The sequence below is a fragment of the Streptomyces sp. P3 genome (genome assembly GCF_003032475.1).
Lineage (GTDB): Bacteria > Actinomycetota > Actinomycetes > Streptomycetales > Streptomycetaceae > Streptomyces.
In genome coordinates this window covers 9,473,065-9,485,621 of record NZ_CP028369.1, presented here as the reverse complement: position 1 = coordinate 9,485,621, position 12,557 = coordinate 9,473,065, and the positions used below count along the sequence as shown (strand labels likewise).

Sequence of the window (12,557 nt, the reverse complement as noted above, 5' to 3'; positions counted from 1 at the left end):
GTCCGCGCACCGGGCGGGCGAGATCATCAACGCGGATTACTTATTCGTTCCAGGCCACAAGCGGTCTCACCTGGGCTAGATTCGACCACCGTCGATAACGGTTCCCGTCGGCGGAGTCACAGTCCGTACACGTCAGGAGCAGCGCATGCGCGACTTCGCTCTCGCTCCCCCAGCCGCCCCGCCCCTGACCGGGGGCCTCGCCGACACCGTCTTCGACACCGCCGCCCGTACCCCTGCCCTAGCGGTGCTCTCCCGCCGTACGGACGCCGCCTCCGGCGCCTGGGAGGAGGTGACCGCCGTCGAACTGCGGGACGAGGTGGTCGATCTGGCCAAGGGGTTCGTGGCCTCCGGCATCTCCCCCGGACACCGCGTCGCGATCATGGCGCGTACCCGGTACGAGTGGACCGTGCTGTGCCACGCCCTGTGGGTGGTGGGCGCCGAGGTCGTCCCCGTCTATCCGACGTCCTCGCGTGAGCAGGTCGAGTGGATCCTGCGGGACGCCGACTGCGTCGGCGTGGTCGTCGAGGACGAACAGAGCGTGATGACCGTGGGATCGGTGTGCGCGGCCCTGCCGGCGCTGCGGCACGTGTGGCAGTTGGACGCCGGAGCCCTCGAGGAGCTCACCCGGCGCGGCGAACCGGTGTCCATCACCACGGTCGACTCACTGCGCAGGATCGTGCTGCCCGACTCGACCGCGGTGATCGCCTACACCTCCGGCACCTCGGGCCGGGCACTGGGCTGCGCGCTGAGTCATCGCAGCCTGGCCAGCCCCTGCGACACCCTGCTGGCCGGCTGGGGGCACACGGCCGCGCCCGCCGGCCGGCCGGCCAGCGTGCTGGCCTTCCTGCCGTTCTCCCACGTGTACGGGCTGATGATCCAGGGGCTGTGTCTGCGCGGCGGCATCGTGATGGGCCACCAGCCCGACATAGGCGCGGAAGCGCTCGCGGAGTCGCTGCGCACCTTCCGCCCGACGTATCTGTACGCCGTTCCCTCGGTGTTCGAGAAGATCTACAAGAACTTCCTGCGGGCGGCCCAGGAAGCGGGGCGCGGCGCTCTGTTCGAGCGGGCGGCGAAGACGGCCCGCGACTTCGCGGCCGCCGTCGAACGGCAGCGGCTGGGCCGCGGCTCCGGGCCCGGCCTCGACCTGCGACTCCAGCACGCCCTGTTCGAACGGACGGTGTACCGCAGACTCCGGGCCGCGCTCGGCGGCCGGGTCCACCGCGCCACGTCGGGCGGCTCCCCGCTGCACCGGGACCTCTCGCTGTTCTACGAGGGCATCGGCATCTACGTGCACGACGGGTACGGCCTGACGGAGACCGCCGGCGGGATCACCATGCAGCCGCTCGGCCGGGAGAAGTCGGGCACGGTGGGACAGCCCCTGCCGGGCGTGGACGTCCGGGTGGCGAACGACGGGGAGATCCTGGTGCGCGGCCCGTCGGTGTTCCAGGGGTACGTCAACGACGACGCCGCGACGCGGGCGGCCCTGGCGGGCGGCTGGCTGGCCACCGGCGACCTCGGCTTCCTGGACTCCGACGGCTACCTCACGATCACCGGCCGCAAGAAGGACGTCATCATCACCAGCAGCGGCAAGAGCGTGGCGCCGACGGCGCTTGAGCAGCGGCTGCGCATGCATCCGCTGGTCCACCAGGCGGTGGTGGTGGGCGACAACCGGCCGTGCGTGGGCGCGCTGATCACGCTGGACCCGGATTTCCTGGCGCACTGGCGGGGAAGTCTGACGCTGCACGGCGACCCGCAGAGCCGGGAGGCGCGCGAGGAGAACGCCCTGCGCGAGGAGATCGGGCGGGCCGTGGCCGCCGCCAACAGCTCGGTGTCGCGCTCGGAGTCGATCCGGGCGTTCCGTATCCTGCCGCAGCCGTTCGACCAGGCCAACGGGCTACTGACGCCCTCGATGAAACTGCGCCGTGACTCGATCGTCGCGCACTACGCGGCGGAGATCGAGGCGATGTACCAGGCGCGGGCCCGGCTGCCCCGGCAGAGCCCGCAGGAGGAGGTCCTGAGCTGGGACGACGCGGACGACGTCTTCCGGTGAGCCGGGCCGCGCGGCCGCACCGCGCGGCCGAAGGGCCGCGCCGCTCGTCACCGTTGCGGGGCCGTATGCCACCGGAAACCGGACGCGTAGCCTGTGAGTCCTCGGGAACCCAGAGAGGGCGACGCCAGAGAGCCGTACGAGAAAGGACGACGGCCCCCGGACGCTCGGGGCCGCACTGACGACATGGCAGCCGAACCGCGGGGTAATGACGCATTGTCCTCCTGGGCGATTCCGGGCCGTACGGTCCGCTTCACGGGTGAACCGCAGGACGTGACGGGTGCGCGTCTGGCCACGGAGGAGTTCCTCCGGGAGCTGGCGCGGGCCTCGCCGCCCATGGCGTCGGAGTGCTGGCACGACATCGTGCTGATCGTCACGGAACTGGCGGCCAACGCGGTCCAGTACGCGCCGGGTCCCTTCGAGGTGCACCTGCGGCGCACCTTCGACGGGGTGCACGTCACGGTGCACGACACCAACAGCACGCCGCCGACCCCGCGGCCCTTTCATCCCGACACCGGCGGCGGGGGCATCGGCTGGTACCTGGTGGACACGCTCTGCAGTCAGGTCAGCGTGGTGCCGAACGAGGCGGGCCGGGGTGAGGGCAAGGACGTCCACGTCTTCCTGCCCTGGTGAGGCCGCCGTCCCTGGGGGTCCCGCCCGCGGTCAGAGCGACTCGCCGGCCGTGCGGATCGGTACGAACACCCTGATCGCCTTGCCGCCCGCCGGCTCCTTCTCGATGTCGACCTCCCGGGCCAGACGCAGCACCAGCGGCCAGCCGTAGCCGCCGGTGGCCCCGCCGGCCGGCGGGGCGGGCCCGCACACACCGGGCGGAACCTCGTCACTGTGGTCCCGTACCGTCATCCGGATCCCGTCGGCGCCGGACACGGCCTCGAAGCCGGCGAGTCCGCCGCCGTGCCGCAGGGCGTTGGTCACCAGCTCGGAGACGACCAGCAGCAGGTCGATCACGTCCGTCTCGTGCGCCGGGCACGTCACCGGGTCCCAGTCGGCCTCCACCACCGTCCGGGCGTGGGCCCGGGCGGCGGCAGCGGTCGCCACCGGCGCAGGCGCTGGCGCAGGCGCTGGCGCGTTGGGGAACGTCGGCCGTGCGGGCGCGAGTTCGTCCTCCCTCACGCCGTCGTCGTTCCCCGTGGGACCTGCCTCCGGTAGTGGTCGCCCACGGCGGCGAGGTAACGGGGGTCGGTCGTCTCGCTGTCGGTGTGGAAGCGGGGCGCCTCCTTGACCTCGTCCCCGGTGCAGGCCAGGGAGACCTGGCCGGCCTCCGTGTCGACCCCGCTCACCACGCCGACCGGGACCACGGCGCTCCTGCCGAACAGCCATATTCCCGTGTCGACGACCAGGTGCCGCATGCCCTGCGGGTCCGCCTCCCGTTCCACGTGCCCGAGCGTGCCGTCGGCCGTCGTGACGGCGTAGCCGGTCAGGTCCTGTCCCTCGGCATGCCCGCTGCCCGGCGGGTACGACCAGATTGCGTCGATGGTCACACTGCTCCCTTCTCGCGTTCCCGAGCAGCGGCTACCCTGCCGCCGCGGCCGCATTCGGCGGCCCGGCGACCGGTTGGGGACCGTGGCGGCGGACTGCGTCGGCCGCCCGGGCGACTGCGCGGAACGTCTCGGCATACGCGGCCGGATCGGGGGCAGACGCACTCCGTCATCGACGGCCCCGACGAACGGAGTGAACGGCATGGACGCCGTGACGGCACAGGCAGCGACGGCCACGGCGGAGCGTGCGGGCGCGGACGAAGCGCGCGAGGGGGTTCCGTTCATCGACATGCCGACCCAGGTGAGCCCCCGGGACGCGCGGGAGCTCTCCCGCCGCTTCTTCGACCGGCTGGCCGTCGTGGCGGAAGGCACCCACGAGTACCAATACGTGCGCAACACCCTGATCGAGATGAACCTGTCGCTCGTGCGGTACGCGGCCTCCCGCTTCCGCGGCCGGGGCGACGCGATGGAGGACATCGTCCAGGTCGGCACGATCGGACTGATCAAGGCCATCGACCGGTTCGAGCTGACCCGTGAGGTCGAGTTCACCTCGTTCGCCGTCCCGTACATCGTCGGTGAGATCAAGCGCTTCTTCCGCGACACGAGCTGGGCGGTGCACGTGCCCCGCCGCCTCCAGGAGGCCCGGGTCGAACTGGCGAAGGCCACCGAGGAGTTGCAGACGAGGCTGGGCCGCATGCCCACCACGCGTGAGCTGTCGCAGCTGATGTCGCTGTCCGAGGAGGAGGTCGTCGAGGCGCGAAAGGCCTCCAACTGCTACACGTCCGCCTCCCTGGACGCGGCCCTGACCTTCGACGGCGGCGTGGACGGCGAGTCGGTGCTGGCCGACTTCATCGGCGCGGAGGAGCCGGCCCTGGAACTGGTGGAGGACTTCCACTCGCTGGCCCCGCTCATCGCGGAGCTGGACGACCGGAAACGGCGGATCATCCATCTGCGGTTCGTCGAGGAGCGCACACAGGCGGAGATCGGCCGGGAACTCGGTATCTCGCAGATGCACGTGTCGCGGTTGATCAGCCGCATGGTGCACAGGCTGCGGACCGGGCTGCTGGGGGCCGAGGTGGCCTGAGGCGGGCCCGGAGGAGCCGGGTCCGGCACACCGGGATCACCCGGGACGGCAGGGTCGCCGTCCCGGGTGAAACTGTGTCGGGTACCCGTCTTCCGGCCGTGTATGCATCGTGTGCGCCTTCGGGATTTCCTGTGTGCACGACGTGACATGAGGCTTTGTTTCCGCCCGCTTCCGTGGGTTAGCCTGCGGCGGATTTCTCTCATCGCACACTTCCGTGAACTGCGGAAACACAGGCGCGACATGCGGGGCCGTCCACCGGGGCGGCCCGGTTCCGAGTCCCCGCCCGGGGGCTCCTGGGGAGCGGAACGAGGGTACGCATGACCAGCAACGCGACCGAGTCGTCGGACACGGTTCCCGGCGACCACGAGCTTCGCCAGCTCCTGGCCGGCCTGACGGCCGTACGGGACGGGGACTTCGGCACCCGGTTGCCCACCGACGGCGACGGTCTCATGGGCGACATCGCCACCGTCTTCAACGGCATGGTCGACCAGCTGTCGGTCTTCACCTCGGAGGTGACCCGGGTGGCCCGTGAGGTGGGCACCGAGGGCACCCTGGGCGGTCAGGCGGAGGTCCCCGGGGTGTCCGGGACGTGGGCCGATCTGACGGACTCCGTCAACGCCATGGCGGGCAACCTCACCACCCAGGTGCGGGACATCGCCCAGGTGGCGACCGCGGTCGCGAAGGGCGACCTCTCCCAGAAGATCGACGTGCCGGCCCGCGGCGAGATCCTGCAGCTGAAGGAGACCGTCAACACGATGGTCGACCAGCTCTCCGCGTTCGCCGACGAGGTCACCCGCGTCGCCCGCGAGGTCGGCACCGAAGGACGCCTCGGCGGCCAGGCGCAGGTGCCCGGGGTCGCCGGGGTGTGGCGGGACCTCACCGATTCGGTCAACTTCATGGCGGGAAACCTCACCAACCAGGTCCGCAACGTCGCCCAGGTGACGACGGCGGTGGCCAAGGGCGACCTCTCCCAGAAGATCACCGTCGACGCCCGCGGCGAGATCCTCGAACTCAAGAACACCATCAACACCATGGTCGACCAGCTCTCCGCGTTCGCCGACGAGGTCACCCGCGTCGCCCGCGAGGTCGGCACCGAGGGACGCCTCGGCGGGCAGGCCGACGTCAAGGAGGTCAAGGGCACCTGGCGGGACCTCACCGACTCGGTCAACTTCATGGCGGGAAACCTCACCAACCAGGTCCGCAACGTCGCCCAGGTGGCGACCGCGGTGGCCAAGGGCGACCTCTCCCAGAAGATCACCGTCGACGCCCGCGGCGAGATCCTCGAACTCAAGAACACCATCAACACCATGGTCGACCAGCTCTCCGCGTTCGCCGACGAGGTCACCCGCGTCGCCCGCGAGGTCGGCACGGCGGGCAACCTGGGCGGGCAGGCGACGGTCCGCGGGGTGTCCGGCACCTGGAAGGACCTCACCGACAACGTCAACGTCATGGCGTCGAACCTGACGGGTCAGGTGCGCTCCATCGCCCAGGTCGCCACCGCCGTGGCCCGCGGCGACCTGTCGCAGAAGATCACCGTCGAGGCCAAGGGCGAGGTCGCGGCCCTCGCGGACGTCATCAACACCATGGTCGACACACTGTCCGCGTTCGCCGACGAGGTGACCCGCGTCGCCCGCGAGGTCGGCACCGAGGGACGCCTCGGCGGCCAGGCGCAGGTGCCGAACGTGGCCGGCACCTGGAAGGACCTGACCGACAACGTCAACTCGATGGCCAACAACCTCACCGGCCAGGTCCGCAACATCGCGCTGGTGACCACCGCCGTGGCCCGCGGAGACCTTTCGAAGAAGATCGACGTCGACGCCCGCGGCGAGATCCTCGAGCTCAAGACGACCATCAACACGATGGTCGACCAGCTCTCCGCGTTCGCCGACGAGGTCACCCGCGTCGCCCGCGAGGTCGGCACCGAAGGACGCCTCGGCGGCCAGGCCGAGGTGGAGGGCGTCTCGGGCACCTGGAAGCGCCTCACGGAGAACGTCAACGAGCTGGCCGGGAACCTGACCCGGCAGGTCCGCGCGATCGCCGAGGTCACCAGCGCCGTCGCCGAGGGCGATCTCACCCGGTCGATCACCGTGGTGGCCTCCGGCGAGGTGGCCGACCTCAAGGACAACATCAACTCGATGGTGGAGTCCCTGCGCGAGACCACCCGGGCCAACCAGGAGCAGGACTGGCTCAAGACCAACCTGGCGCGCATCTCGGGCCTGATGCAGGGTCACCGCGACCTGCCCGTGGTCGCCGAGCTGATCATGGACGAGCTGGTGCCGCTGGTGTCCGCCCAGTTCGGCGCCTTCCACCTCGCCGAGGACGGCCCCGAAGGGCCCGAGCTGCGGCTCGTGGGCGCCTACGGCTACCCCGCCGACGACACCCGTCCCACCCGCATTCCCTTCGGCCGCTCCCTGGTGGGGCAGGCCGCCCGCAGCCGCCGCACGATCACCGTCGACGAGCTGCCGCCCGGCTACGTCACGGTCTCCTCGGGCCTCGGCGAGGTGGAGCCCAGCGCCCTGCTCCTGCTGCCCATCGTCTTCGAGGGGCAGGTGCTCGGCGTCATCGAGCTGGCGTCGGTCACCGCCTTCACGCAGACGCACGTGGACTTCCTGGAGCAGCTGCGGGTGACCATCGGCGTCAACGTCAACACCATCGTGGCGAACGCCCGCACCGACGAGCTGCTCGACGAGTCGCAGCGGCTCACCGCCGAACTGCAGGCCCGCTCGGCCGAGTTGCAGTCGCAGCAGGAGGAACTTCAGCACTCCAACGCCGAGCTGGAGGAGAAGGCCTCCCTGCTGGTGGCGCAGAACCGCGACATCGAGGCGAAGAACCTGCAGATCGAGCAGGCCCGGCAGGAACTCGAGGCGCGGGCGCAACAGCTGTCCCTGGCCTCGAAGTACAAGTCGGAGTTCCTGGCCAACATGAGCCACGAGCTGCGCACCCCGCTCAACAGCCTTCTGATCCTGGCCCAGTTGCTGGCACAGAACCCCTCGCGCAACCTCACCCCCAAGCAGGTCGAGTACGCGGGCATCATCCACTCGGCCGGCTCCGACCTGCTGCAGCTGATCAACGACATCCTGGACCTGTCGAAGGTCGAGGCCGGCAAGATGGACGTCTCGCCGGAGCGGGTCTCGCTGCGGCAGCTCATCGAGTACGTCGAGGCCACGTTCCGGCCGATGACGTCGCAGAAGAGCCTCGAGTTCACCATCGACACGGCCGCCGGCGCCCCCGCCGACCTGCTCACCGACGACTCACGGCTGCGGCAGGTGCTGCGCAACCTGCTGTCCAACGCGGTGAAGTTCACCGAGCAGGGCGGTGTGGAACTGCGCATCGAGCCGGCTTCCGACGAGGAGGTGCCGGGCGGGGTGGTGCGCGGCGGCACGGTGGTGGCGTTCCGGGTGAAGGACACCGGCATCGGCATCCCGGAGCAGCAGCTGGAGACCATCTTCGGCGCCTTCCAGCAGGCGGACGGCACCACCAGCCGCAAGTACGGCGGCACGGGCCTGGGTCTGTCCATCACCCGGGAGATCGCCCATCTGCTCGGCGGCGCGGTCACGGTCGACAGCACCCCGGGGCGCGGCAGCACGTTCACGCTCTATCTGCCGGTGGCGCGAAGGGACTTCAAGGAGGTCATCGACGGCGGCCGGCCGGTGGAGCGGGGCCTCGGCGAGCCGCCCGCGGCGATCCCGGTCGGCGCCCCGGGCGTGCCGGTGGCGCTCGGTCCTCCCGGTCGGCGTCCGCGCCGGCTGCTGGTGGTGGAGGAGCGGCCCCGCGGTCTGCTGACCCTGGTGGCCGAGTCCGTCGTCGCGGACATGGCGCGCGGCAGGGAGGACGGCACGTCGGCGGCCCCGGTGGACATCGTCACCGCGGTCGGGGCGCACGAGGCGGCGGGCGCGCTGGCGGCGGAGCCCTGCCACTGCGTCGTCCTGGAACTGGGCATGCCCGACGCGGAGGCATCCCGGTTCCTGGAGGCGCTGCACGACGATTCGGCGCTGACCGGTGTGCCGGTGCTCGTGCACAGCGGGCACCGCGCGGACCTCGCCCAGGAGCGGAGCCTGCAGTCCCGTGCGGCGGGCAAGCCGATGGAGTTCCTGTCCAGCCTGGACGAGCTGCGCGAGCGGATCACCCTGCATCTCTCCGCCGAGCAGCCGGGGGACGTGCTGGCCCTGGTCCGCCCGGACGACCCGCAGCCCGAGGGGCCGCCGCCGGTCGACGACGCCGTGGTGGGCCGCACGGTCCTCGTCGTCGACGACGACGCGCGCAACCTGTTCGCGCTCAGCGGGATCCTGGAGCTGCACGGCGTCCGGGTGCTGCACGCGGAGAACGGCCGCGAGGGGATCGACACGCTGCGCAACAACCCGGAGATCGCGCTGGTACTGATGGACGTGATGATGCCGGAGATGGACGGGTACACGGCCACGGCCGAGATCCGCCGCATGCCCGAGTACGCCGAGCTGCCGATCGTGGCGGTGACCGCCAAGGCGATGCCGGGAGACCGGGAGAAGAGCCTCGCCTCGGGGGCCAGCGACTACGTCACCAAGCCCGTCGACACTCATGACCTCATGGCCTGCGTCCGACGCTGGCTGACCGTCTGAGGACGTCCTGCCCCACCCGCGCCCAGGCGTTCCCAGCCGAGGAGTACGTACACCGTGACCATTCCCGCCCAGCCGACAGAACCCGGCGAAGCCCGGTCCCTGCCCGTGACGGCCGCAGCGCCGGGGGGCCCCGCCCCGCAGGCCGGGAACCGGCTCTGGTCCGACGACGACGCGAGCCCGCCGGAGGCGGACGCGCCGGCGGAGGGCGCCGCGTCCTCGTCCTCTCCGGTGGGCCGCCTCGCCGCGACCGTGGACCGGCTGCGCCGGGAGGTGCGCGCGGCTCAGGCCGAGGCGGACGGGCGGGCCCTGGTCGAACTCGCCAAGGGCATCCTCGTGGAGCGCCTCGGCTGCGGACCGGCCGAGGCGGCGCAGCAGTTGTCCGATCTCGCCGAGCAGGCCGGGACGACTCCGCTGGAGTTCGCGGTGGACGTCATCAACCAGGCGGCCAGGGACCGGGTGTCCGAGGTCACCGAGGCCTTCCTGGCCGCCGTCACGGGGACGGAGGACGCCGCGGAGCGGTCGGCAGCCGTGCGGCTGCGGGCCGCCGAGAGCGGCGCGCTGGCGGCGGCGCACGACACCCAGGCGGTCGCCGACTCCCTGCTCCAGCACGCGCTGGAGCCGCTGGGCGCGGTGGCGGTGGCGATCTGGGCGGTGGGTTCCGACGGTTCGCTGACGCTGGCGGGCAGTGCCGGGTTCTCCCCCGGCGAGGCCGAACGCTGGCGGTACGTGCCGCCGGACGTGGCGACCGTGGCACGGCACGCGCTCGCCGGGGGGTCGGCCCAGTGGATCGGGTCGCTCGGCGGGACCGGGCTGCCCACCGTGGGGCGTCAGCTGCACCCGGGCGGCGGGCGGGTCGCGGTGCCCGCCGCGACCGCCGGGCGGGTCCACGGGATTCTGGAGATCGCCTGGCCGGCACCGCTGCCCCCGCAGCCGCCCCAGGTGATGCGCCAGGTGGAGGCGCTGGCGGAGCTGTGTGCGCACACACTCCAGTCGTACGTGCACGTGGGCGGGCCCGGCCGGCAGCCGGTCGTGCTGCCGGACGCCTCGGAGCTGATGGACCTGACGGACGGCCTTCACGACCCCGCCCTGGTCCTGGTGCCGCACGTCGACGCCGGGGGCAAGCTCCTCGACTTCCGCATCCAGCACGTCAACGACCGCTTCCTCGACCCGGCGGGGCGGCCCCGGGCCGTGATCAACGGCGCGCTGCTGCTGGAGGCCTATCCGATGGCCGCCGGCGGCGGTGACCTCTTCCAGCGCATCGAGCGCGTGCACGCCACGGGCGAGCCGTTCCGGGCCCGCCGGATGAGTCTGACCGCGCTGGTCGGCGAGGTGCCGCTGGCGGCCGTCGCGGACCTCAGCATCAGCCGGCACGGCGCGTGCGTGCTGCTGATCTGGCGGATCGAGGACGAGGCGGCGCGGCTGGCGAGCCTGTTGCAGAACGCCCAGCGCCTCGGCCGCATCGGCGGTTTCGAGGAGGACCTGCTCACCGGCGAGACCACCTGGAACGGGCAGCTGTTCGCCCTGTACGGACGGCCCCTGTCGAGCCCTCCGGTACGCCTGGAGGAGCTGTCGGCGCACACGCACCCCGACGACGCGGTGATCGTCGGCCGGCTGCTGCGCACGCTGCTGCACCGCCGCCGTCCGGCTTCCGCCGCCTTTCGGCTGCAACGGCCGGACGGGGTGACCCGGCACATGCGGATCGTCGCCGAGCCGGTGCTGGACACCGACGAGCGGCTGGTCGCCGTGCGCGGGGCCTACCAGGACATCTCGTCGCAGCACTGGACGGAGGTGGCGCTGGCCGCCACCCGCGACCAGCTGGCGCAGACCGAGCAGCACGCCAGCGAGCGCAGCCGGCTGGCCCTCCAGCTCCAGCACGCCATCATGCCGCCCACCCGGGCCCCGCTGGAGGCTCCCGGCCTGCAGGTGGCCGTGCGCTACCGGCCGGCCGAGGAGGAGCACCTGGTGGGCGGCGACTGGTACGACGCCGTCGTGCTGCCCTCCGGCCTGGTGATGCTGTGCGTGGGCGACGTGGCCGGGCACGGCATCGAGGCGGCCACCAGCATGGTGGTGCTGCGCAACGCGCTGCGTGGACTGGCGGTGACCGGGGCGGGGCCGGGGCAGCTGCTGTCGTGGCTGAACATCGTCGCCCACCATCTGACGGGTTCGATCACGGCCACGGCGGTGTGCGGCCTGTACGACCCCGCCCGGCACACCCTGCGCTGGGCCCGGGCGGGTCACCTGCCGCCGGTGCTGGTGCGGGACGCCCAGGCGGCGCCGCTTCCCCTGCTGAGGGGGATGCTGCTGGGCGCCCTGCCGGAGACGGTGTACGAGGAGGAGGAGGTCCAGTTGGCCGCGGACGACACCCTGCTGATGTACACCGACGGCCTCATCGAACGGCGTGACCGGTCCGTGGAGGAGTCGCTGACGCAGCTGCTGGTCCAGGCCCGCACGGTGCCCCCGACGCTCGACCAGCAGCTGGACCGGCTGCTCACCTACAGCAGGTCCGACACGGACGACGACACCTGCATCGTGGGCATCCGCCTGCGGTAGGGCGCCCGCCGTGACGGGTGTGCGGGGGCGGATGCATGAGGTCGGGGTTCGGGGGTATCCGGCTGTGCGCACCGACAGGCCGGGGATCCGCAGGTGGAAAGGGGCAGGACAGGACGATGGGGAACATTCCCGTGCGCCCGCCCGCACCGGCCCGCCGCCCCGGCGCATCGAAGTCGCCCGCCGGGGTAGACGCCCCCGACCCCCAGCTTTCGGAGGAACACGTGTCCATCGCCCAGAACCCCCTGTCCGTCGAGGTCACGCTGCCTCGTGAGGACGTCGCCCTGGTGTCGGTCGAGGGCCATCTGGATCTCGACACCGCGACCGAGTTCCAGGCGCATCTGGCCAACCAGCTCCATCACGGACGGCGGCACTTCCTCATCGACCTCTCCGAGGTCCCGTTCATGGACTCGTCCGGGATGAACATCATCCTGCGGGTCTACCAGGAGGCCCGGAACCTGCCGGGCAGCGTGCACGTGATCAATCCGAGGCCGGCCGTGCGCCGCGTGCTGGAGCTGACCGGGGTCAGTATCACGGTGCCCATATCGGAGAAGGCGGACGACGCCCTGGGGCTCATCGACCGTCAGCAGGCGCCAGGAGCCCCGGGCGACTGACGGCCGTCGTCCGCAGGCCGGGCCCGGCCCGGGGGGCGACTCGGGAAAAGCGCAGGTGCGGACGACTGCCGCCCGACAGTTGTCATTTGACAACTGTCCTCGCGAGGCAACAGAGTGAGCGGGACAGATGCGGGAGGGATGATCACCGATGTGCCTGTGGGCGAACCCGAGCAC

General features: G+C 71.7%; 8 protein-coding genes. 6 read left to right on the top strand and 2 right to left on the bottom strand.

The window, feature by feature from the left end; all coding sequences use genetic code 11:
• The first annotated feature begins 145 nt into the window (after positions 1-145).
• On the top strand, positions 146-2,050 hold the full coding sequence (locus C6376_RS42070; protein ID WP_107448442.1) for a long-chain fatty acid--CoA ligase: 1,905 nt from the start codon (positions 146-148) through the stop codon (positions 2,048-2,050).
• A gap of 183 nt (positions 2,051-2,233) precedes the next feature.
• Positions 2,234-2,680, top strand: coding sequence for an ATP-binding protein (locus C6376_RS42065; RefSeq protein ID WP_107448441.1), 447 nt, complete (start codon positions 2,234-2,236; stop codon positions 2,678-2,680).
• A 30-nt stretch (positions 2,681-2,710) separates the two neighbouring features.
• Here C6376_RS42065 and C6376_RS42060 read toward each other — a convergent pair whose 3' ends face one another.
• Positions 2,711-3,103 (bottom strand): ATP-binding protein, encoded by a 393-nt coding sequence (locus C6376_RS42060; RefSeq protein ID WP_107448440.1) that lies wholly within the window; start codon positions 3,101-3,103, stop codon positions 2,711-2,713.
• 71 nt (positions 3,104-3,174) lie between these two features.
• Positions 3,175-3,546 (bottom strand): hypothetical protein, encoded by a 372-nt coding sequence (locus tag C6376_RS42055; protein ID WP_107448439.1) that lies wholly within the window; start codon positions 3,544-3,546, stop codon positions 3,175-3,177.
• Between the two features lie 199 nt (positions 3,547-3,745).
• Between C6376_RS42055 and C6376_RS42050 the strand changes: the two genes are divergently transcribed.
• The 4 genes from C6376_RS42050 (at position 3,746) to C6376_RS42035 (ending at position 12,383) form a co-directional block, all read left to right on the top strand.
• The gene (locus C6376_RS42050) at positions 3,746-4,627 is read left to right on the top strand and encodes an RNA polymerase sigma factor SigF (RefSeq protein ID WP_173985833.1); all 882 of its coding nucleotides are present in this window, start codon (positions 3,746-3,748) and stop codon (positions 4,625-4,627) included.
• 317 nt (positions 4,628-4,944) lie between these two features.
• Positions 4,945-9,222 (top strand): HAMP domain-containing protein, encoded by a 4,278-nt coding sequence (locus tag C6376_RS42045; protein WP_107448438.1) that lies wholly within the window; start codon positions 4,945-4,947, stop codon positions 9,220-9,222.
• A 54-nt stretch (positions 9,223-9,276) separates the two neighbouring features.
• Positions 9,277-11,772, top strand: coding sequence for a SpoIIE family protein phosphatase (locus C6376_RS42040; protein ID WP_107448437.1), 2,496 nt, complete (start codon positions 9,277-9,279; stop codon positions 11,770-11,772).
• Between the two features lie 221 nt (positions 11,773-11,993).
• Positions 11,994-12,383, top strand: a complete 390-nt coding sequence (locus C6376_RS42035) for an STAS domain-containing protein (protein WP_107448436.1) — start codon at positions 11,994-11,996, stop codon at positions 12,381-12,383.
• Positions 12,384-12,557 lie beyond the last annotated feature (174 nt).

What these genes read in the sequence shown, in the direction of transcription:
- C6376_RS42065 (WP_107448441.1), top strand. Translation starts at nt 2,234, where the DNA reads ATGGCAGCCGAACCGCGGGGTAATGACGCATTGTCCTCCTGGGCGATT.
- C6376_RS42045 (WP_107448438.1), top strand. Translation starts at nt 4,945, where the DNA reads ATGACCAGCAACGCGACCGAGTCGTCGGACACGGTTCCCGGCGACCAC.
- C6376_RS42070 (WP_107448442.1), top strand. Translation starts at nt 146, where the DNA reads ATGCGCGACTTCGCTCTCGCTCCCCCAGCCGCCCCGCCCCTGACCGGG.
- C6376_RS42050 (WP_173985833.1), top strand. Translation starts at nt 3,746, where the DNA reads ATGGACGCCGTGACGGCACAGGCAGCGACGGCCACGGCGGAGCGTGCG.